This window comes from Kitasatospora sp. HUAS MG31 (assembly GCF_040571325.1).
Lineage (GTDB): Bacteria > Actinomycetota > Actinomycetes > Streptomycetales > Streptomycetaceae > Kitasatospora > Kitasatospora camelliae.
Window position 1 is genome coordinate 3,177,727 of the sequence record NZ_CP159872.1, and the last position, 20,046, is coordinate 3,197,772.

At 72.6% G+C, this 20,046-nt stretch carries 17 protein-coding genes; 9 read left to right on the plus strand and 8 right to left on the minus strand.

Annotated elements, in window-relative coordinates; all coding sequences use genetic code 11:
• Positions 1 to 20: 20 nt before the first annotated feature.
• Positions 21 to 1,610: an acyl-CoA mutase large subunit family protein gene (locus ABWK59_RS14160; RefSeq protein ID WP_354640938.1), complete on the minus strand. Its 1,590-nt coding sequence runs from the start codon at positions 1,608 to 1,610 to the stop codon at positions 21 to 23.
• Between the two features lie 170 nt (positions 1,611 to 1,780).
• Between ABWK59_RS14160 and ABWK59_RS14165 the strand changes: the two genes are divergently transcribed.
• The 6 genes from ABWK59_RS14165 (at position 1,781) to ABWK59_RS14190 (ending at position 7,037) form a co-directional block, all read left to right on the plus strand.
• Positions 1,781 to 2,524, plus strand: a complete 744-nt coding sequence (locus ABWK59_RS14165; protein ID WP_354640939.1) for an SDR family oxidoreductase — start codon at positions 1,781 to 1,783, stop codon at positions 2,522 to 2,524.
• 307 nt (positions 2,525 to 2,831) lie between these two features.
• Complete coding sequence (locus ABWK59_RS14170; RefSeq protein WP_420492920.1) at positions 2,832 to 3,377, plus strand: 2-oxo-4-hydroxy-4-carboxy-5-ureidoimidazoline decarboxylase; 546 nt, start codon at positions 2,832 to 2,834, stop codon at positions 3,375 to 3,377.
• 245 nt (positions 3,378 to 3,622) lie between these two features.
• Positions 3,623 to 4,003: a succinate dehydrogenase, cytochrome b556 subunit gene (gene sdhC / locus ABWK59_RS14175; RefSeq protein WP_354640940.1), complete on the plus strand. Its 381-nt coding sequence runs from the start codon at positions 3,623 to 3,625 to the stop codon at positions 4,001 to 4,003.
• 6 nt (positions 4,004 to 4,009) lie between these two features.
• Positions 4,010 to 4,498 carry a succinate dehydrogenase, hydrophobic membrane anchor protein gene (gene sdhD / locus ABWK59_RS14180; RefSeq protein WP_354640941.1) on the plus strand — a complete coding sequence of 163 codons (489 nt, stop codon included), beginning with the start codon at positions 4,010 to 4,012 and terminating at the stop codon, positions 4,496 to 4,498.
• Positions 4,499 to 4,521: 23 nt separating this feature from the next.
• Positions 4,522 to 6,264, plus strand: a complete 1,743-nt coding sequence (gene sdhA, locus ABWK59_RS14185; protein WP_354640942.1) for a succinate dehydrogenase flavoprotein subunit — start codon at positions 4,522 to 4,524, stop codon at positions 6,262 to 6,264.
• Positions 6,264 to 7,037, plus strand: a complete 774-nt coding sequence (locus tag ABWK59_RS14190) for a succinate dehydrogenase iron-sulfur subunit (RefSeq protein WP_354640943.1) — start codon at positions 6,264 to 6,266, stop codon at positions 7,035 to 7,037. Before sdhA ends, ABWK59_RS14190 begins: the two co-directional genes overlap by 1 nt.
• Positions 7,038 to 7,133: 96 nt before the next feature.
• Here ABWK59_RS14190 and ABWK59_RS14195 read toward each other — a convergent pair whose 3' ends face one another.
• Positions 7,134 to 8,672, minus strand: coding sequence for a hypothetical protein (locus ABWK59_RS14195; protein ID WP_354640944.1), 1,539 nt, complete (start codon positions 8,670 to 8,672; stop codon positions 7,134 to 7,136).
• A gap of 163 nt (positions 8,673 to 8,835) precedes the next feature.
• Here ABWK59_RS14195 and ABWK59_RS14200 point away from each other — a divergent pair, with 163 nt between their 5' ends.
• The gene (locus tag ABWK59_RS14200; protein ID WP_354640945.1) at positions 8,836 to 9,255 is read left to right on the plus strand and encodes a hypothetical protein; all 420 of its coding nucleotides are present in this window, start codon (positions 8,836 to 8,838) and stop codon (positions 9,253 to 9,255) included.
• Between the two features lie 395 nt (positions 9,256 to 9,650).
• Here the strand turns inward: ABWK59_RS14200 and ABWK59_RS14205 are convergent, their stop codons facing one another.
• Positions 9,651 to 9,926, minus strand: a complete 276-nt coding sequence (locus tag ABWK59_RS14205; protein WP_354640946.1) for an SCO4848 family membrane protein — start codon at positions 9,924 to 9,926, stop codon at positions 9,651 to 9,653.
• Between the two features lie 129 nt (positions 9,927 to 10,055).
• Between ABWK59_RS14205 and ABWK59_RS14210 the strand changes: the two genes are divergently transcribed.
• Complete coding sequence (locus ABWK59_RS14210) at positions 10,056 to 11,351, plus strand: D-alanyl-D-alanine carboxypeptidase family protein (RefSeq protein ID WP_354640947.1); 1,296 nt, start codon at positions 10,056 to 10,058, stop codon at positions 11,349 to 11,351.
• Between the two features lie 115 nt (positions 11,352 to 11,466).
• Here the strand turns inward: ABWK59_RS14210 and ABWK59_RS14215 are convergent, their stop codons facing one another.
• From ABWK59_RS14215 to ABWK59_RS14225, 3 genes are all read right to left on the minus strand, one after another.
• Positions 11,467 to 12,342, minus strand: a complete 876-nt coding sequence (locus tag ABWK59_RS14215) for a class I SAM-dependent methyltransferase (protein ID WP_354640948.1) — start codon at positions 12,340 to 12,342, stop codon at positions 11,467 to 11,469.
• A gap of 161 nt (positions 12,343 to 12,503) precedes the next feature.
• Positions 12,504 to 13,412 (minus strand): YihY/virulence factor BrkB family protein, encoded by a 909-nt coding sequence (locus ABWK59_RS14220; RefSeq protein ID WP_354640949.1) that lies wholly within the window; start codon positions 13,410 to 13,412, stop codon positions 12,504 to 12,506.
• A gap of 212 nt (positions 13,413 to 13,624) precedes the next feature.
• Entirely contained in the window at positions 13,625 to 14,638 is a 1,014-nt protein-coding gene (locus tag ABWK59_RS14225) for a glycosyltransferase family 2 protein (protein ID WP_354640950.1), read from the minus strand.
• Between the two features lie 126 nt (positions 14,639 to 14,764).
• Here ABWK59_RS14225 and ABWK59_RS14230 point away from each other — a divergent pair, with 126 nt between their 5' ends.
• Positions 14,765 to 18,334, plus strand: coding sequence for a bifunctional glycosyltransferase/CDP-glycerol:glycerophosphate glycerophosphotransferase (locus tag ABWK59_RS14230; RefSeq protein WP_354640951.1), 3,570 nt, complete (start codon positions 14,765 to 14,767; stop codon positions 18,332 to 18,334).
• 108 nt (positions 18,335 to 18,442) lie between these two features.
• On the opposite strand, the gene ABWK59_RS14235 is transcribed toward ABWK59_RS14230, so the two are convergent.
• Positions 18,443 to 19,006, minus strand: a complete 564-nt coding sequence (locus ABWK59_RS14235; protein ID WP_354640952.1) for a 2'-5' RNA ligase family protein — start codon at positions 19,004 to 19,006, stop codon at positions 18,443 to 18,445.
• Positions 19,006 to 20,043, minus strand: a complete 1,038-nt coding sequence (gene trpS / locus ABWK59_RS14240; protein WP_354640953.1) for a tryptophan--tRNA ligase — start codon at positions 20,041 to 20,043, stop codon at positions 19,006 to 19,008. The genes ABWK59_RS14235 and trpS overlap by 1 nt, the downstream gene beginning before the upstream one ends.
• Positions 20,044 to 20,046: the final 3 nt, after the last annotated feature.

The following is a 20,046-nucleotide window of genomic DNA, read 5'->3' on the forward strand; positions in this document are numbered from 1 at the left end:
CGCCCCCGCCGGGCCACGCGTCAGAACCGCTCCACCGGGGTGTGGGTGCCCCAGACCTGGCGCAGGGCGTCGCACACCTCGCCGACGGTGGCCCGGGCGGCCAGCGCCTCCCGCATCGGCGGGAGCACGTTCTCCGTCCCCTCGGCGGCCCGGCGGAGCGCGGAGAGCCCGCGGTCCACCGCGGACCGGTCCCGGTCGGCGCGCAGCCGGGCCAGCCGCTCGGCCTGCCGCTGCTCGATCGCCGGGTCCACCCGCAACGGCCGGTAGGGCTCCTCCCGGTCGAGCCGGAAGCGGTTCACCCCGACCACGGTGCGGCGGCCGGCGTCGGTCTCCTGCTGGACGCGGTAGGCGGTGCGCTCGATCTCGGCCTTCTGCCAGCCCCGCTCGATCGCCGCGACGGCGCCGCCGAGTTCCTCCACCTTGGCCATCAGTCCCAGCGCCGCGGTCTCCAGCTCCTCGGTCATCGACTCCACCGCGTAGGAGCCGGCGAACGGGTCGACGGTGGCGGTGACGTCGCTCTCGTGGGCCAGCACCTGCTGGGTGCGCAGGGCCAGCCGGGCGGACTTCTCGGTGGGCAGGGCGATGGCCTCGTCGAAGCTGTTGGTGTGCAGCGACTGGGTGCCGCCGAGCACCGCCGCCAGCGCCTGGACGGTCACCCGGACCAGGTTGACCTCGGGCTGCTGGGCGGTGAGCTGCACCCCGGCGGTCTGGGTGTGGAAGCGCAGCATCTGCGAGCGGGGGTCGCGGGCGCCGAAGGTCTCGCGCATGGTCCTGGCCCAGATCCGGCGGGCGGCGCGGAACTTCGCGACCTCCTCCAGCAGGGTGGTGCGGGCGACGAAGAAGAACGACAGCCGGGGGGCGAACTCGTCCACCGCCATGCCGGCCGCGAGCGCGCAGCGTACGTACGCGATGCCGTTGGCCAGGGTGAAGGCGATCTCCTGCGCGGGGTCGGCGCCGGCCTCGGCCATGTGGTAGCCGGAGATGGAGATGGTGTTCCAGCGGGGGATCTCGGCCCGGCAGTACCGGAACACGTCGGCGACCAGCCGCAGGCTGGGGGCGGGCGGGAAGATGTACGTGCCGCGGGCGATGTACTCCTTGAGCACGTCGTTCTGGACGGTGCCGGTCAGGGCGGCCGGCGCGACGCCCTGGGCCTCGCCGACCAGCCGGTAGAGCAGCAGGAGCAGGGCGGCGGGGGCGTTGATGGTCATCGAGGTGGAGACCTCGCCGAGCGGGATGCCGTCGAACAGCACCGCCATGTCCTCGACGCTGTCCACGGCGACCCCGACCTTGCCGACCTCGCCGTGGGCGAGCGGGGCGTCCGAGTCGTAGCCCATCTGGGTGGGCAGGTCGAAGGCGACCGAGAGCCCGGTGGTGCCGTGGGCGATCAGCTGGCGGTAGCGGGCGTTGGACTCGGCGGCGGTGCCGAAGCCCGCGTACTGGCGCACGGTCCACGGGCGGCCGGTGTACATGGTCGGGTAGACGCCGCGGGTGAAGGGGTACTCCCCGGGGCTGCCCAGCCGGGTCCGGGCGTCCCAGCCCGCGAGGGCCTCGGGGCCGTAGACCGGTTCGACGGGCAGGCCCGACTCGGTGTGGCGGGGCTCGGTCGGCATGGGGTCCTCCGGTTCCTCGCGGCCGGTGGGCCCCGGCACGCCCGGGCGCCCACTCCCTCTCGTCCGTACGGTAGTGGCGCCGCGGCGGGCCCGGCAGGTGCCACGGCCGGGTCGCCGGGAGCGGCTTGAGAGGATCACCGGTACAGACCGGATCGCACCCTGGAGGGGCTATGACCGAACGGAAGGTGGCCGTCGTCACCGGTGCCAGCAGCGGGATCGGCGCGGCGACCGCGCGCCGGCTCGCGGCCGACGGCTTCGAGGTGGTGCTCACCGCCCGCCGCACCGGGCGGATCGAGGCGCTGGCGAAGGAGATCGGCGGCCGGGCGTACACCCTGGACGTGACCGACCGGGCCGCGGTGGACGCCTTCGCGGCCGAGGTCGGCCGGGTGGACGTGCTGGTGAACAACGCCGGCGGCGCGATCGGCGCCGAGACGGTGGAGGCCGGCGACCCGGCCGACTGGCGGGCGATGTACGAGGTGAACGTGCTGGGCGTGCTGCACGTGACCCAGGCGCTGCTGCCCGCGCTGCGGGCGACCGGGGACGGCACCGTGCTGGTGATGTCCTCCACCGCGGCGCTGGCCGCGTACGAGGGCGGCGGCGGGTACGTGGCGGCGAAGCACGCGGCGCACACCATCGCGGCGACGCTGCGGCTGGAGCTGTGCGGGGAGCCGATCCGGGTGATCGAGATCGCGCCGGGCATGGTGCGGTCCGAGGGGTTCGCGGTGACCCGGTTCCGCGGGGACGAGGACAAGGCGGCGGCCGTGTACGCCGGGGTGGCGGAGCCGCTCACCTCCGAGGACGTCGCGGACACCGTCTCCTGGGCGGTCACCCGGCCGCCGCACGTCAACATCGACCTGCTGGTGGTGCGCCCGCGCGCGCAGGCGGCCAACCACAAGGTGCACCGGGTGCAGTAGCGGTGCCCGCGGGGAGACGGCGGGCCACCGGGGTGACACGCAAGTGTCAACGTCACAACTTGATAGCTCGATCGGGTGAATTTCGCCTGCCGTCTCCCTTACTGATGAGCTCTCAACTACGTTGGTGCCGCTGCCCGGCCGGGGCGTCCGCAGCCCGAAGCCGTCCGCTCCGTCCGGAACCACCCGTTTTCACCCGCACGCGCGTCAACCAGCCGTCTGCGGCGTTCACCCGTATTCGGCGAAACCGCCCGGCCCCTACCTTTCGTCTCTGGAGCACCCGCCTTCCCGCGCTCACGAGGAGGACCCGCTGGCCAGCGACATCCCGCCGCAGCGTCCGGACGCTCGGACGGATCCGTCCCTGCTCGGGCTACACCGCTTCAACGAGGCCGACGCCGGTGCCGCCGAGGAGGCACTGCTCGCCTGCTGCGGCAGCCGCCGCTGGGCCCTCAGACTCGCCGCCCACCGGCCCTACCCCGACATAGAGTCCCTGCTGGCCGCCGCCAGCGAGGCGGCGTACGACCTCCGCCCCGCCGACCTCGCCGAGGCCCTGGCGGACGAGAGCTGGATGCCGCAGCCGCTGCTCGGCATGCGCGCCCCCGGCAGCCAGGCCGCCCACACCGCGCTGCGCGCCGCGCACGCGGCGTACGAGGCCCGGTTCGGCCACGTCTTCGTGGTCTGCCTGGACGGGGTGGCGCCCGGGGAGATGCTGGACGCCGTACTCGGCTCGATCCGGACCCGGCTGGCCAACGATCCCGACGAGGAGCGGCTGGTCGCGGCGGACGAACTGCGGAGGATCTCGCTCACCCGGCTCGAGCACCTGGTCGCCCGGCACTCGCAGCCGGCCGCCCGCTGAGCAGCTCCGGCCGGCCCTCCCCCGGGGCCGGCCGGGCCTCCGGCCTGCCCGCCTCAGGCCGGTCACGGTGGGTGAGGGTTCCCGGATCCGTTAGGCCGTGCGTGCCTGATTGATCACACCTGTGCCCCCCGGAGGCGGTTGCCGACAACGCGTCGATAGGATGCTCGCGGCCGGTGGACCGACCCGGCCGGGCTGACCGACACCGAAGCCGGCCGAGCCCCCAATCCGCTTCCGGAGGGTTTTCCGTGCCGGCTGGAACGCTGTACCGCGGCCGGGAAGGCATGTGGAGCTGGGTGGCTCACCGAGTCACCGGCGTCCTCATCTTCTTCTTCCTGTTCGCACATGTCCTCGACACCGCGCTCGTGCGGGTGTCGCCCGAGGCGTACGACTCCGTCATCGAGACGTACAAGACGCCGCTGGTGAACCTGATGGAGTACGGCCTGGTGGCCGCCATCCTGTTCCACGCGCTGAACGGCCTGCGGGTCGTCGCCGTCGACTTCTGGTCCAAGGGCCCGAAGTACCACAAGCAGATGCTCTGGTCCGTCGTGGGTGTCTGGGTCGTCCTGATGGCCGGCGCCTTCTACCCGATCCTGCAGCACACTCTTCGCACCTGGTTCGGGGGCTGATCCGCGATGTCCGCTGAGACCAAGGACCTCATCGTCCCGTCCGCCCAGGCCCACACCGGCCAGGGCCTCGGGACGGGCAACCCGGCCGACGCCTTCGTGGTGGAGCCGGCCCGGACGCGGAGCGCGAAGACCCCGCGCCGCACCCGCACCAACTTCGAGATGCTCGCCTGGCTGTTCATGCGCCTGTCCGGCGTGGTGCTGGTGGTGCTGATCCTCGGCCACCTGCTGATCATGCTGGTGCTCGACGGCGGCGTGTCCAAGATCGGCTTCGCCTTCGTGGCCGGCCGCTGGGCGTCCCCGTTCTGGCAGTTCTGGGACCTGCTGATGCTCTGGCTCGCCATGCTCCACGGCGCCAACGGCATGCGCACGGTCATCACCGACTACGCGGAGAAGGACTCCACTCGTCTGTGGCTGAAGGGCCTCCTGGGTGTCGCGACCGTGTTCACGGTCCTGCTCGGCACCCTGGTGATCTTCACCTTCGACCCGAACATCTGACGAGCCAGAGGCGACTGACCCCCATGCAGATTCACCAGTACGACACCGTCATCGTCGGCGCCGGTGGCGCCGGCATGCGCGCGGCCATCGAGTCGACCCAGCGCAGCCGCACCGCGGTGCTGACCAAGCTCTACCCGACCCGGTCCCACACCGGCGCGGCCCAGGGCGGCATGTGCGCCGCCCTGGCCAACGTCGAGGAGGACAACTGGGAGTGGCACACCTTCGACACGGTCAAGGGTGGTGACTACCTGGTCGACCAGGACGCCGCCGAGATCATGTGCAAGGAGGCCATCGACGCCGTCCTCGACCTGGAGAAGATGGGCCTCCCCTTCTCCCGGACCGACCAGGGCCGGATCGACCAGCGCCGCTTCGGCGGTCACTCCCGCAACCACGGCGAGGCCCCGGTCCGCCGGTCCTGCTACGCGGCCGACCGCACCGGTCACATGATCCTCCAGACGCTGTTCCAGAACTGCGTCAAGCACGGCGTCGAGTTCTTCAACGAGTTCTACGTCCTCGACCTGCTGATCAACGAGGGCAAGACCGCTGGCGTCGTCGCGTACGAGCTGGCCACCGGCGAGATCCACGTCTTCCAGGCCAAGGCCGTGGTGTTCGCCTCCGGCGGCACCGGCAAGATGTTCAAGGTCACCTCGAACGCCCACACCCTGACCGGTGACGGCCAGGCGGTGGCGCTGCGCCGCGGCCTGCCGCTGGAGGACATGGAGTTCTTCCAGTTCCACCCGACGGGCATCTGGCGCATGGGCATCCTCCTCACCGAGGGCGCCCGCGGCGAGGGCGGCATCCTCCGCAACAAGGACGGCGAGCGCTTCATGGAGCGCTACGCGCCGGTCATGAAGGACCTCGCCTCCCGCGACGTCTGCTCCCGCGCGATCTACACCGAGATCCGCGAGGGCCGCGGCTGCGGTCCGGACGGCGACCACGTCTACCTGGACCTCACCCACCTGCCCCCGGAGCAGCTGGACGCGAAGCTCCCGGACATCACCGAGTTCGCGCGCACCTACCTCGGCATCGAGCCCTACACGGACCCGATCCCGATCCAGCCCACCGCGCACTACGCCATGGGCGGCATCCCGACCAACGTCGAGGGCGAGGTGCTGTCCAACAACACGGACGTCGTCCCCGGCCTGTACGCCGCCGGTGAGGTCGCCTGCGTCTCGGTGCACGGCGCCAACCGCCTGGGCACCAACTCGCTGCTGGACATCAACGTGTTCGGCCGCCGCGCGGGCATCGCCGCCGCCGCGTACGCCGACAAGGCCGAGTTCGTCGAGCTGCCGGCCGACCCGGGCGCGCTCGTCCAGAACATGGTCGACACGCTGCGCGAGTCCACCGGCACCGAGTCCGTGGCGCAGATCCGCAAGGAGCTGCAGGAGTCCATGGACGCCAACGCGTCCGTGTACCGCACCGGTGCGACCCTGCAGCAGGCCGTCAAGGACGTGAAGGCCCTGAAGGAGCGCTACAAGAACGTGGCGATCCAGGACAAGGGCATGCGGTACAACACCGACCTGCTGGAGGCCATCGAGCTGGGCAACCTGCTCGACCTGGCCGAGGTGCTGGCCGTCTCCGCGCTGGCCCGCGAGGAGTCGCGCGGCGGTCACTTCCGCGAGGACTTCCCGAAGCGCGACGACGTGAAGTTCATGCAGCACACCATGGCGTACCAGGAGGTGGCGGCCGACGGCAGCACCTCGATCCGCCTCGACTACAAGCCGGTCGTGCAGACCCGCTACCAGCCGATGGAGCGTAAGTACTGATGAGCACTCCGACCGTCGAGAAGCACTCGGCCGCGCTGGACGCCGCCGAGGCGGGTGGCACCGACCTGATCACCGTCACCGTCCGGATCCGCCGGTTCAACCCGGAGGAGCACCCGGACCCGGTGTGGGTGGACTACCAGCTGGAGATGGACCCGAAGGAGCGCGTCCTGGACGCCCTCAACAAGGTCAAGTGGGAGCAGGACGGCACCCTGACGTACCGCCGCTCGTGCGCCCACGGCATCTGCGGCTCGGACGCCATGCGGATCAACGGCCGCAACCGGCTGGCGTGCAAGACCCTGATCAAGGACGTCAACCCGGAGAAGCCGATCACGATCGAGGCCATCAAGGGCCTGACGGTCCTCAAGGACCTGGTCGTGGACATGGACCCGTTCTTCCAGGCGTACAAGGACGTCATGCCGTTCCTCATCACCAAGGGGAACGACCCGACCCGCGAGCGCCTGCAGTCGCAGGAGGACCGCGAGCGGTTCGACGACACCACCAAGTGCATCCTGTGCGCCGCGTGCACCTCGTCCTGCCCGGTGTTCTGGAACGACGGCCAGTACTTCGGCCCGGCCGCGATCGTCAACGCGCACCGCTTCATCTTCGACTCGCGCGACGAGGGCGGCGAGCAGCGCCTGGAGATCCTCAACGACCGTGAGGGCGTGTGGCGCTGCCGCACCACCTTCAACTGCTCGGAGGCCTGCCCGCGTGGCATCGAGGTCACCAAGGCGATCCAGGAAGTGAAGCGGGCGCTGGTGACCCGCCGCTTCTGATCCACCCGTACGCAAGGGCCCGTCCGGCAGCCGCCGGGCGGGCCCTTCGCGTGCGCGGCCTGACCGCGGTGCACGGCCTGACCGCCGTACGCGGCCCTACCGCCTGCGGGCGGTGAGCAGGGTGAGCAGCAGCGGGCCGAGGAAGAGGGCGGCCGCCATGCCGCGGTAGTCGGGGCCGGATCCGGAGGCGATCAGGGCGAGTTGGAGGCCGATCAGGACGGCGCCGCCGACCGGGAGGGCGGCGGGCAGGGCGCGGCGGCGGGCGCAGACCAGGAGGGCGGCGTAGCCGAGGTAGGTCCAGACGGCGCCGCGCCACAGCAGCCACTCCAGCTGCGGGGCCCGCAGGGCGGTGTGCAGCCAGACGGCGGCCTTCCGGAGCGGGGTGAGGGCGGGGTTGGGCCGCAGCCGGTCGGCGACCGGGCTGTCGGCGAGGCTGCCGCCGGGGGCGGTGTAGCCGTACAGGTCGGGCGAGGGGCGGGGGGTCTGGACGACGGTCTGGCCGGCGGCGTCGGCGGGGCCGGGCCAGATGCCCCAGGCGAGGTGGCCGCGGCAGAGCCGGGCGGCGAGGACCAGGTCGGGGTGGCGGGCGGCGGTGCGGAACCAGAGGTCGGTCAGTTCGCCGTCGCGGGCGAGGGCGCGGGTCTCGTCCCACCCCTGGTCCGGGTCGGTGAGCCGGTCGGCGGAGTAGCAGGCGGCGCCGGCCCGGTCCCAGACGGGGAGGGGGGCGACGGCGGCGAACAGGGCGGTGTCGGCCTCCCCGAAGGCGGTGGGGTCGCTGTGGTAGGCGACGGCGAGGTCGGCGGCGTCCAGCCGGTGGGCGGCGGGGGCGCGACGGACGTCGAGCAGGGCCCGGTAGCCGCGCAGGTCGAGCAGGAGCGGGACGAGCAGGGCGGCCAGGGCCAGCAGGGCGACCTGGCGGCGCAGTCCGGGGAGGAAGGCGAGCAGGGCGAGGGTGACGGTGAAGGCGATGCCGCAGCCGGCCCGGCCGCCGAAGAGGCCGAGGCCGAGCAGGGCGAGCAGCAGGACGGCGAGGTCGACGGCCAGCCCGCGTCCGGTGGGCCGTTCCTCCTGGGCGGCGCGGCGGGCGAGCAGCCGCAGGCAGGCGGCGCAGGTGAGGACGGCGGCGAGGGTGAACGGGACCTCGCGCCAGAGGAAGACGGTGAGGCCGCCGGTCGGCGGCAGGGCGGCGAGGGCGAGCGCGGTGGGGGCGCTCCAGCGGCCGCGGACGCCGAGCCGGGCGAGGGCGGCGACGGCGTACCCGAGGGTGAGCGCGGCGGCGGCCGTCTGCAGCAGGGTGACGGCGGCGAGGCCGCCGGTGAGCCGGAGCGAGAGCAGCACGGCGGCGTCGTACGGGACGGCGCGGCCGGCCGTCCAGGCACCCGGCTCGGTCACCCGGCGGACCGTCTCGACCGCGTCGGGGCCGAGGAAGGCGGGGTAGGCGGCCAGCCACCACAGCAGCAGGACGATCTGGCAGCCGGCCGCGACGGTGACCGGGAGCAGCAGGCGGGAGGGGGCGCGGCGGTGCCGGCGGCCGGCCCGGCCGGGGTCGTCGGGCCCGTCGCGGTCGGCTGCGCCGTGGCGGTCGTCCGCGCCGCCGCGGCCGGCCGGGCGGGCGAGGGTGGCGTTGCCGCGCATCGCGAGACCTCCCCTGGAGTCCCCTGGCATGCCCGGGAGTCCCCGAACGGGTGTGCTGTCCGCGACCCGTCAGCCAGGTGTGGTGCGCAGGCTAGCAGTCGGCGGGGTCCGGCTCCCAGAGTCCGGATGCCGGTAGTCGGTGGGGGTTGGTAGCGTCCGCGGCATGGCTGAGTTCACCAACCGGCGGTCCGTCGTGGCGGCGGAGCCGCTGACCGCGCTTCAGGCCGAGCAGCTGAGGCTGTGCGGCGTCCACTACGACGGCGAGGACCTGCCGGCCGACCGACGGCTGGCCTCCGACGACGAGGACGACGAGGAGGCGGTGCTGCGCTTCTGCGAGCGGTGGGACGTGGTGGCCGACGGGGCGCCGCGGTACGAGGCGTGGTTCTACCAGGTGGACAGCGGGACGATCTTCCTGGCCGGGACGGTCGAGGTGGTCGCGGAGGTCATCCAGTGCGGCCTGGAGTGCTCCGACCCGGCGCGGCGGCTGGAGCTGGGCGCGGCGATGGTCCGGGCCGGGCTGCTGCCCTCGGTGGACTCGGCGTACGCGGAGTTCCGGGCCGCGGTGGACGCCGGGACGGCCTGAGCGCACGTCAGGCCGGTGACGCGGGAAAGGCGGCAGGGCCCGCCCGGAGGGGTTCCGGGCGGGCCCTGCCGTGTCGTCGTGCGGGTCAGCGCAGGGCGCCGAGGTCCTTCGGCGAGGTGACGCCGGCCGGGTCGGCGAGCTCCGAGAACGGTGTCGCCGCAGGCGTCGCCGGCGGTGCCGGTGGCGAGCGAGCGCGGGGTCGGGTCGGCCTTGGGGTCGGTGACGGCGGCCTGCTGCTCGGCGCCGGCCGCCGGGACGCCGACGGTGGTCAGGACGACGGCGGCGGCGCCGAGCACGGCCGCGAGCCTTCGAGCGACGACGGTGGTTGCCATGCGAATCCCCCCTGGCTGACGCGCCGGACACGCGTTCGATCTTGCCGGGCGGGGAGCACCCTGTCAGGAGGCCGACGGGGCGTCAACCGGCTTTCCGTCGCGCTTGAGGGCCCGCAGTCCGCGCAGGCCGATCCCGCCGATGGCGAGGCCGAGGACCAGGGAGGTGACGGCCAGCAGCAGGTGGACCCAGAAGAAGGCGGTGGGCTGGGAGTGGTCGCCGCCGACGAAGGCCTGGCCGCCGGAGTCCTTCCACAGGTTCTTGACGAAGGTGGTCCAGATCATCAGCGACCAGGCACCGAAGGCGGTGAGGAACCAGGAGACGGGACGGCTGAGCTTCATGGCGGGCGGGTCCTTCGGACGGGGGCGGATCTGCCTCCCCAGTATGCGGAGCCCTCACACCGCCCCTGACCGGGCACCCGTTCGGACCAGACCTGGGAGAGCGGCGGGACGAACGGGTACGGTCACAAAATGCAGATAATCCGTCGCATCGTGTACGGACCGATTCCCGTCGCCGTCACACTCCTGCTGGGCTCCGCTCCGGCCGTCGCGGCGGCCCCGTCGGACGCTCCCCCGCCCCAGACGGCCCCGGTGGTGGGCGGCGAACGCCTCGCCCGGCCCGGGGTCCAGGTCGCCCCGACCTCCGGCGCACCGGCCCTCCCGGAGGGCATCACCGGCCAGTCCTGGGTGGTCGCCGACGCCGGGACCGGCGAGGTGCTGGCCTCCTACAACGCGCACCAGCCGCTGCCGCCGGCCAGCACCCTGAAGATGCTGTTCGCCGACACCGTCCTGCCGAAGTTCGACCGGTCCCAGCTGCACACGGTCACCCCCGAGGAACTGGCCGGGCTCGGCGCCGGCAGCAGTCTGGTCGGGGTCAAGGAGAACCTGGAGTACAGGGTCGAGGACCTCTGGCGCGGGGTCTTCCTCAGCTCCGGCAACGACGCCGTCCGGGTGCTCGCCCACATGAACGGCGGCGTCGCGCGCACCGTCGCCGACATGCAGGCCCGGGCGGACGCGCTGCACGCCACCGACACCCATGTGGTCTCGCCGGACGGCTACGACGAGGCCGGCCAGGTCTCCTCGGCCTACGACCTGACGCTGTTCGCCCGCGCCGGGCTGCGCAACCCCGACTTCCGGTCGTACTGCTCCACCAGGACCGCGCAGTTCCCCGGCGCGGTGGACAAGACCACCGGGCAGCGCGGGAGCTTCGGCATCGCCAACACCGACAAGCTGCTCGGCAAGTACCCGGGCCTGATCGGGGTGAAGAACGGTTACACCACCAACGCCGGCGCCACCTTCACCGGTGCCGCCGAACGGGACGGCCGGACCCTCCTGGTCACCGTGATGCACCCGGCCACCAGCCCCAAGGTCTACGACGAGACGGCGGCCCTGCTGGACTGGGGCTTCGCCGCTGCGGGCAAGGTCGAGCCGGTCGGAAAGCTGGTCGAGGAGGAGGGCACGCAGGCCACCGGCGGGCCGGCCGCCGGTGGCGGGGCCCAGGCCGCACCGGCCGCGAAGGCCGCGGCGGGCTCCGGGGGCGAGGCGGCCTGGTGGCTGGCGGGCGCGCTGTGCGCGCTGGCCGCGGCCGGGGCGGGCCTGCGGGTCCGGGCGCTGCGGCTGCGGCGCCGGTCCCGGGCGGTCCTGCCGACGCCGGAGGAGCTCGCCGCGGCCGCGGCGGCGACGGGTGTCCGGCACGCCGGCGCCACCGCGGTCGGCCGGCGGATGCCGCAGGGGTCCACGGCGATCGGCCGGCGCGCCCCGAAGTAGCCCGCGGGGTGGCGGATCCCTCGGAGCGGATCCGCCACCCGGGTGGTCCCGACACAACCGCGCGGGGCGGAGGGAACGCGTTCGTTCCCTCCGCCCCGCGCGTTTCCCGGCGGACTCAGTGGGCGGCGCGGCGGTCCCGGGAGGCCTGGAGCTGCCGGCGGACCGCCTTGGTGACGACGGGCGGCAGCACGGCCAGGGCGAGCCGGCGGGACGCCGAGCGCTGGGGCGCGGGCCGCCGCTGCGGCGACGGCACCGGGTCGTCCCAGGCCAGCCGGTAGCAGGTGTGGCCGCCGATGATCTCGCTGTCCATCCGGAAGCCCTCCGCGCGCCAGTCCCGGGCGAGGAAGTCCCGGATCAGGCTGTCGGCGTCGCCCCAGGTGCCGTAGAACTTGGACGGCGTCAGCAGCACCGGCCGCAGGCCGTGGTCGAACACGGCCTCCCAGACCGCGGCGGCGACCCCGGGGGTGTGCTCCGACCGGTAGTCGTCCAGGGCCACCAGGCCGTCCTTGGACAGCGCCTCCCGGGCCACCTGGATGTCGCCGGCGACGTGCTCGTACAGGTGCGAGGCGTCGACGTGGACGAAGCGGCAGCTGGCGGTCGGGATCCGGCCGTCGGCGAGCACCGAGGTGGGCGCCTGGACGACGGTCGGGAGCTCCTCGTGGAAGGCCAGGTAGTTGGCCTCGAAGGCGCGGCGGGTGAGCGAGTCGCGGTACGACATGCTCATCTCGGCGGAGTTCTCGTCGTCCGGAGCCTCGGAGTCGAACAGGTCGCAGACCGTGAAGGTCTCGCCGGACCGCAGATGCCGGCCGAGCAGGATCGCGCTGCGACCGAGATAGGTGCCGAGCTCCAGCAGGTTGCCGGTGACTCCGGCCTCGGTCTGGCGGTCGAGGAACCAGGAGAAGGCCTCCTGGTCGGCTCGGAAGAACCATCCCGGCACGTCGTCGATGGTGCGCGGCAGGGCGGGTCCGGTCGGGGTCTCGGCACCGGTCACAGGGCGTCTCCAGACGGTGACTGCGGGAGGTTCGCCGCAGATTCGGACAGTCGGTCGGGGTACGACACGACTGAGTGTGACGGGGATCATAACGACTCCGCCACCGGAGGCACAGCCCGTGCGTATCGCCGCTGGTTGGGGCCCGGAGCGATGGTTCCGGGTCAGCCGGGGGCGCCCGCCAGGACCTCCCGGGCCCGGTCCTCGGCCCGCTGCCGGGCGGCCGGACCGTCCGCCAGGGCGGTCCAGGCGGCGCAGTACATCAGCAGCCGGCCGACGAAGTTGATCCACAGCAGCAGGGCGACCGGGACGCCGAACGCGCCGTACAGGCTCCTGCCGGCGACCGAGCCGAGGTAGGAGGAGAGCAGCACCTTGAGCACCTCGAAGCCCACCGCGCCGATCAGCGCGCCCTGCAGGACGTCGCGTCGGCGCTGGTCGGTGATCCGGGGGAAGGGGCTCAGCAGGTAGCCGAAGAGCAGCAGGTCGGCGACGACCGCGATGACGAAGCCGGCCAGGCCGAGCAGGAAGCCGGCCGCGCCGCCGCCGAGCCCGATCCAGTCGGCCACCTTCCGGGTCAGCGTGGTGGCGAAGGCGGAGGCGGCCAGCGACACCACGCAGACCGCGCCGAGGCCGAGCAGCACCACGCAGTCCCAGGCCTTGCGGAGCACCGGGTTGCCGGCCTCCTCCGGGAGCCGCCAGACGTCCCGGATCGAGCCGCGCATGGTCTCCACCCAGCCGAGGCCGGAGATCAGCAGGACGACACCGCTGATCACCCCGACGGTCGCCGCGTTGGCCACCAGGTTCGACAGGTCGAGCTGGTCGGACAGGCCCGGGACCTGCTTGGCGATGTAGTCCTCCAGGTCCTGCACCTGGGCGTCGGAGAGCGCCGCGACGGCGATCGCCAGCCCCACCGTGAGCAGCGGGAACAGGGCCAGGAACCCGAAGAAGGTGACCGCGCCGGCGAGCCGGTTGGCCTTCACCTCGGTGAAGTGGGCGTAGACCAGGTAGGGACGGCTGCGCAGCACCCGGGCCGCCACCGGTCCGATGACCGGGAGCCTGGTCAGGAAGTCCACGGGCCCTCGCCTCCCAGCCTGCCGGGGCCGCGCCCTCGGCCCGGGCGCGGTGACACCCCTGTATATCCCGGGGCGGGCGGTGCGGGAGGGCGGACACCCCCGCGCCGGAGGCGGGGGTCAGACGGCCGGCTCAGGCCGCCGGGCCGGGGCTGTCGGGCTCGGGCGATCGGGCTCGGGCCGTCGCTCTCGGGCCGCGCGTGGTGCGGCCGGGCTCAGGCGGCCCGGCGCAGGCCGAGGGCGGTGCGGCGGGCCCGGACCACGGCGCGCAGGCCCTGGAAGGTGAGGTAGCGGCCCTGGCTGAGCAGTTCGGTCCGCACCCCCTCGGCGCCGGCCGGCGGCCGGTAGCCGGCCGGGCGGAGCCGGGGGCAGTGCCGGGCGGCCCGCTGGAAGAACTCCCGGCGGGCGCCGGCCGGGACGCGGTCGGGGCGGCTGACCACGGTGCACAGGTGGTGCAGCATCCGGCCGTAGATCACCGGGCGCCAGTGGTCCAGCCCGGGGTGCCGGTCGAGGAAGGCGAAGACCAGGTCGTACTGGTCGAAGATGTCGAAGTGCTTGCGGCTGGAGGTGGCGAGGATGTTGCCGCCCTCGCGGCGCTGGCGGTAGTGCAGGCCGACCCGGTCGAGCATGGTGATCCGGCGGGCCGAGAGCAGCGCCGGGAAGGTCCACGGGGTGTCCTCGTAGTACCCGGCGGGGAAGATGAGGCCCTGCTCCTCGACGAAGCCGCGCCGGTACGCCTTGTTCCAGACCACCATCAGCAGGTCGAGCAGGTCGGGCCGCTCGTCGAGGGTGAACACGTCCGCGCCGGGCCGGCCGAAGATCGGCGCGGAGTTGCTGCGGACCACCCGGCCGTCCCAGTAGGTGCGGGCGTAGTCGAAGACCAGGACGTCCGGGTCCAACCCGGCGCGCAGCCGCTCGTCGGTGGCCTCCAGCAGGCCCGGGGTGAGCGTGTCGTCGCTGTCCAGGAAGATCAGGTAGTCGCCGGTGGCGATCTCCAGGCCGGCGTTGCGGGCGCGGCCGAGGCCGACGTTCTCGGTGAGATGCACCACCTTGACCCGTGCGTCGCGCTCGGCTACCGCGTCCAGCATCGCCCCGCAGCCGTCCGGCGATCTGTCGTCCACCGCGATCACCTCGAAGTCCACGAACGACTGGCCGAGGACCGAGTCCAGGCACTCTGCCAGGTACTCCTCCACCTGGTAGACCGGGATGATCACGCTGAAGCGGGGCATGGGGCGCAGAGTAGCCCGACGGGGCCGAGCGGCGCACCTCCGGCCCGTAACACACGAGAGGTAGGATCGCGGCTGTTAAAACGCCCGGTCCGCCGCAAGCCGGGCGATCGCGGTCGAAACACCCTGATGAAAGGCTCTGCGCAGCCGATGGCCCCCCGCCTCTCCGTCGTCGTCCCGATCTACAACGTCGAGCGCTACCTCGAGGAGTGCCTGGACTCGATCGCCGCCCAGACCTTCAGTGACTTCGAATGCGTCATGGTCGACGACGGCTCGAAGGACTCCAGCGCCGCGCTCGCCGAGGCGTACGCCGCCAAGGACCCGCGCTTCCGCCTGGTCCGGCAGGAGAACAAGGGCCTCGGCGCGGCCCGCAACACCGGTTACCGGCACATCGCCGAGGGCACCGAGTTCCTGGCCTTCGTGGACAGCGACGACACCCTGCCCCCCAGCGCGTACGAGCTGATGATCGGCACCCTGGACGAGACCGGTTCCGACTTCTGCACCGGCAACGTGCTGCGCTTCCGCGCCGTCGGCTTCTACCCGTCGGGCGGCCACCGCAAGCCGTTCAAGGAGACCCGTCTCAAGACGCACATCACCGAGATCCCGGCGCTGGTCACCGACCGCACCGCGTGGAACAAGGTGTACCGGCGCTCGTTCTTCGACGAGGCGGGCGTGCTGTACCCCGAGGGCATCCTGTACGAGGACGCCCCGGTCAGCGTGCCGCACCACTACCTGGCCAAGCGGGTGGACGTGCTCTCCGAGCCGATCTACCACTGGCGCGAGCGCGAGGTCGGCGAGATGTCGATCACGCAGATGAAGACCAACCCCAAGGGCGTCATCGACCGGGTCAAGTCCATGGAGCTGGTCCGGGCGTGGCTGCTGGAGCAGACCGACCCGAAGTTCCGGAAGTACCTGCGGGCCTACGACGAGAACAACCTCGTCGAGGAGATCCCGATGTTCTTCTGGTCGGTGCTGGACGGCGACCAGGTCTACCGCGAGGCGTACCAGACCTCGGTCAGCCGCCTGCTGCGCGCCATCGGCCCGGACGCGGTGCGCAAGATGCGCGCCCCGCTGCGGCTGAAGTACCACCTGACGCTGCAGAACCGCATGGACGAGCTGGTCGAGCAGATGCGGTTCGAGAAGGACAGCAACGGCGCCGCCCCGGCCCGCGGCCTGCTCCGCCCGTACGCGGACTACCCGTTCCTGCGCGGCGGCCGCCGGAGCGTGCCCTCCGACGTGCTGAACCTGAAGAACGCGCTGGTCATGCGCAGCCGGCTGTACGAGACCGCCTGGGTGGACGGCAAGCTGCAGCTGAGCGGCCACGCCTTCCCCGAGCACCTGGGCGCCGAGAACCGGCACGACATGGTCAAGGTGCTGGTGCTGCGGGAGGCCAAGGGCCGCCGGGTGCTGGCCGTGCAGACCAAGGCGATGTACAGCCCGGAGGCGACCGCCAGCTCCCCGCACGACCTGTACAGCTGCGACTGGGCGGGCTTCTCGGCCTCCGTCGACCCGGCCAGGTTCAAGCACCGCGGCGAGTGGCGGGACGGCTCCTGGCGGGTGCTGATCGCCGGTGTCGGCAAGGGCGGCGTCTACAAGGGCCGGGTCTCCGGCGGCTGGAGCGACAGCGCCGAGTACCCGCCGGTGCACTGGGTCGAGGACGACGTCCGGATCGTGCCGTGGCTCAAGGACACCCACCTCTACCTGCGGGTCGAGCGGGTCCGGGCCCGGACGGTGGAGGTGCGGGCCGAGCGCGGCACGATCGCGCTGTCCGGCCGGGTGGTCTCCGGGCAGGACCTGGCCGGGGCACAGCTGCGGCTGACCCACGTGGAGTCCGACCGCGAGCTGCTCTTCCCGCTGGAGCTGGGCGCGCCGACCGGCCGGGAGGTGCCGTTCTCGGCGAGCTTCCCGGTCGCCGGGCTGACCGCCGTCCGGAAGGCCTGGGCCGCGCTGGACCCGGCCGCCGAGGAGCGGCTGCGCGACCGCTGGGACATCGCCCTGCTGCTCGCCGACGGCGACCACCTGCCGGTGGTGGTGGACGAGCGCACCGATCCGGTCCACCTGAGCGTCGCGATCGACGACACCCGGGCGCTGTACTCCAAGACCTCCCCCAGCGGCTACCTCCAGCTCACCGACCAGGTGCTGCAGCCGGTGGTGGACCACATCTCCCGCTCGCACGACGCCGAGGGCTTCGTGCTGGACGGCCGGTTCCCGCTGCCGGGCACGCACCGGTACGAGCTGGTGATCCGCCACCGCTGGCGCGAGGAGGAGCACCGCTACCCGGTGGAGATCGCCGACGGCCGGTTCAAGGCCGCGCTGCCGGCCGTGCCGACCGCGAGCTTCGCCGGGCGGGTGCCGCTGTACAAGGGCACCTGGCAGGTGTTCTTCCGCCCGGTCGACGCGCCCGCGGACAGCCTGTGGCCGCCGGTGCTGCTGGCGCCGTCCTGCCACGCCACCCTCCCGCTGGAGGTGGAGGCCCGCGGCAAGCGGATCGCCCTGGAGCGGCGTCTGCACGACACCCTGTCGCTGGAGGCGCACGACCTGCTGCCCCCGGAGGAGCGCAGCGGCTACCGGCAGCGCCAGCAGCGCACCGCCTTCCCGGCGATGCAGCAGCGCCCGCTGACCGACACGGTGGTGTACTACACCGGCCGCCGCAGCCGGTACGCCGGCTCGCCGCGTTCCGTGCACGAGGAGCTGGTGCGCCGCGGCCTGCCGCTGCGCCACCTGTGGGCGACCGACGACGGCCAGGCGGACCTGCCGCAGACCGCCGAGGCGCTGCGCCGCTGGTCCCCGGAGTGGTACGAGGCCCTGGCCACCGCCAAGTACGTGGTGACCAGCGCGCACCTGCCGGAGTTCTTCACCAGCCGGCCGGGCCAGGTGGTGGTGCAGACCTGGCACGGCACCCCGCTGAAGCGGATCGGCCACGACTTCGAGAAGGTCTGGTTCACCGACGCCGAGTACCTCAAGCTGCTGGACCGCGAGGTGCCGCACTGGACCATGCTGGTGTCGCCGAACCGGGTCTCCACGCCGGTGCTGAAGCGGGCGTTCAAGTTCAAGGGCGAGATCCTGGAGACCGGCTACCCGCGCAACGACCTGCTGTTCGCGGCGGACCGGGAGAAGACGGCCGAGCGGGTGCGCGAGCGCCTGGGCCTGCCGGAGGGCAAGAAGGTGGTGCTGTACGCGCCGACCTTCCGGGAGGACCGCCGCCGGCCGCAGGACGGCTACCAGCTGGACCTGCGGATCGACCTGGACGCGGCCCGGGCCGCCCTGGGCGAGGACCAGGTGCTGCTGGTCCGCGGCCACGAGCTGGTCTGCGGGCAGGTGCCCGGCGCCGGCGACGGCTACGTCTGGGACGTCACCAGCTACCCGGACGCGGCCGAGCTGCTGCTGGTCGCGGACGTGCTGGTCACCGACTACTCCTCGGTGATGTTCGACTTCGCCAACACCGGCCGCCCGATGCTGTTCTTCAGCTACGACCTGGAGCACTACCGGGACAACCTGCGCGGCTTCACCTTCGACTTCGAGGGGCAGGCCCCGGGCCCGCTGCTGTCGACCTCTCAGGCGCTGGTCGAGGCGCTCGGCAAGGTCGACGAGGTGGCCGCCGAGTACGTGGAGAAGTACCAGGCGTTCCGCGAGGTGTACTGCGACCTGGAGGACGGCCAGGCCACGGGCCGCGTGGTGGACGCGATGCTCAAGGGCTGACCGGTCCGGCCGGATGACGGGGAACCCCCCTCGGGAGTGCTCCCGAGGGGGGTTCCTCGCGTTCCGTGCGGTTCCCGCGGCGCCCTTGAGTCGGTTCAGGCCCGCAGGTCAGGCCGGGCCGGTGCCGAAGGGGTACTCGCGCCAGGGCCGCCAGACCTCGTCCGGGCCGAACCGGGAGAGGCTGAACCCGGGCACCGCGAAGGCCGCGTGGAACCTCCTGGCCTTCTCGAAGGCCTCGTCCAGGATCTCCTCGGCCAGCCCGTGCGCCACCGTGACGTGCGGGTGGTACGGGAAGGCCAGCTCGCGGGCGAGCGGGCCGGAACGGACGTCCGCCTCCAGGGTGCGGCACTCCTGCGCGCCCTCCTCCACCCGGATGAAGACCACCGGCGAGACCGGCCGGAAGGTGCCGCTGCCGTGCAGCAGCATCCGGAACGGGCGGTGCCCGGCCGCCACCGCGTGCAGGTGGGCGTCGATCTCCGGCAGCAGGGCCGGGGCGACCTCGGTCGGCGGCAGCAGGGTGACATGGGTCGGTATCGAGCGGGCCAGCGGGTCGCCGTGGCCCGCCCGAGCGTCCTGGACCGCGCTGCCGAACGGCTCGGGCACGGTTATGGACACGCCGATGGTGACGGCCTCGGGGAGGCCGTCACCACCGAAGGCGACCTCAGGCGGCATCAGCGCTTGGGCGGCAGGAAGCCGATGCGGTCGTAGACCGTGGCCAGGGTCTCGGAGGCCACCTCGCGGGCCTTCTCCGCGCCCAGGCCCAGCACCCGGTCCAGCTCGGCCGGGTCGTCCAGGAACTCCCTGGTGCGGGCCTGGAAGGGCGTCACCCACTCGGTGAACAGCTCGGCCAGCTCGGTCTTCAGGGCGCCGTACATCTTGCCCTCGAAGTGGGCGACCAGCTGCTCGATGCTCTGCCCGCTGAGCGCGGAGTGGATCCGCAGCAGGTTGGAGACGCCGGGCTTGCCCTCCTCGTCGTAGGAGACCACGGTGCCGGTGTCGGTGACGGCGCTCTTGAACTTCTTGGCGCTGACCTTGGGGTCGTCCAGCAGGTTGACCAGGCCCTTGGGCGAGGAGGCCGACTTGCTCATCTTCGCCGTCGGGTCCTGGAGGTCCAGGATCTTGGCCGTCTCCTTGAGGATGTACGGCTTGGGGACGGTGAAGGTGGGCTCGTAGCGGGTGTTGAAGCGCTCCGCGAGGTCGCGGGTGAGCTCCAGGTGCTGGCGCTGGTCCTCGCCGACCGGGACGGCGTCGGCCTGGTAGAGCAGGATGTCGGCGATCTGCAGGACCGGGTAGGTGAACAGGCCGACCGTGGTGCCCGCGGCACCGTGCTTGGCGGACTTGTCCTTGAACTGGGTCATCCGGGAGGCCTCGCCGAAGCCGGTGAGGCAGTTCATCACCCAGCCGAGCTGCGCGTGCTCGGGCACGTGGGACTGGACGAAGAGGGTGCAGCGCTCCGGGTCGAGGCCCGCGCCGAGCAGTTGGGCGGCCGAGGTGCGGGTGTTGGCGCGCAGCTGGGCCGGATCCTGCTCCACGGTGATCGCGTGCAGGTCGACGACCATGTAGAAGGCGTCGCTCTCCTCCTGCAGCGCCACCCACTGGCGGACCGCGCCGAGGTAGTTGCCGAGGTGGAACGAGCCCGACGTGGGCTGGATGCCGGAGAGCACCCGGGGACGGTCCTTCACGGGACCGGTGACCGCTGCGTTGACCATGGG

Bases quoted from the DNA above. Each gene is read 5' to 3' on its own strand.
- ABWK59_RS14160 (WP_354640938.1), bottom strand. From the start codon at position 1,610: ATGCCGACCGAGCCCCGCCACACCGAGTCGGGCCTGCCCGTCGAACCG.
- ABWK59_RS14165 (WP_354640939.1), top strand. From the start codon at position 1,781: ATGACCGAACGGAAGGTGGCCGTCGTCACCGGTGCCAGCAGCGGGATC.
- sdhD (WP_354640941.1), top strand. From the start codon at position 4,010: ATGTCCGCTGAGACCAAGGACCTCATCGTCCCGTCCGCCCAGGCCCAC.
- sdhA (WP_354640942.1), top strand. From the start codon at position 4,522: ATGCAGATTCACCAGTACGACACCGTCATCGTCGGCGCCGGTGGCGCC.
- ABWK59_RS14190 (WP_354640943.1), top strand. From the start codon at position 6,264: ATGAGCACTCCGACCGTCGAGAAGCACTCGGCCGCGCTGGACGCCGCC.
- ABWK59_RS14195 (WP_354640944.1), bottom strand. From the start codon at position 8,672: ATGCGCGGCAACGCCACCCTCGCCCGCCCGGCCGGCCGCGGCGGCGCG.
- ABWK59_RS14200 (WP_354640945.1), top strand. From the start codon at position 8,836: ATGGCTGAGTTCACCAACCGGCGGTCCGTCGTGGCGGCGGAGCCGCTG.
- ABWK59_RS14205 (WP_354640946.1), bottom strand. From the start codon at position 9,926: ATGAAGCTCAGCCGTCCCGTCTCCTGGTTCCTCACCGCCTTCGGTGCC.
- ABWK59_RS14210 (WP_354640947.1), top strand. From the start codon at position 10,056: ATGCAGATAATCCGTCGCATCGTGTACGGACCGATTCCCGTCGCCGTC.
- ABWK59_RS14225 (WP_354640950.1), bottom strand. From the start codon at position 14,638: ATGCCCCGCTTCAGCGTGATCATCCCGGTCTACCAGGTGGAGGAGTAC.
- ABWK59_RS14230 (WP_354640951.1), top strand. From the start codon at position 14,765: ATGAAAGGCTCTGCGCAGCCGATGGCCCCCCGCCTCTCCGTCGTCGTC.
- ABWK59_RS14235 (WP_354640952.1), bottom strand. From the start codon at position 19,006: ATGCCGCCTGAGGTCGCCTTCGGTGGTGACGGCCTCCCCGAGGCCGTC.
- trpS (WP_354640953.1), bottom strand. From the start codon at position 20,043: ATGGTCAACGCAGCGGTCACCGGTCCCGTGAAGGACCGTCCCCGGGTG.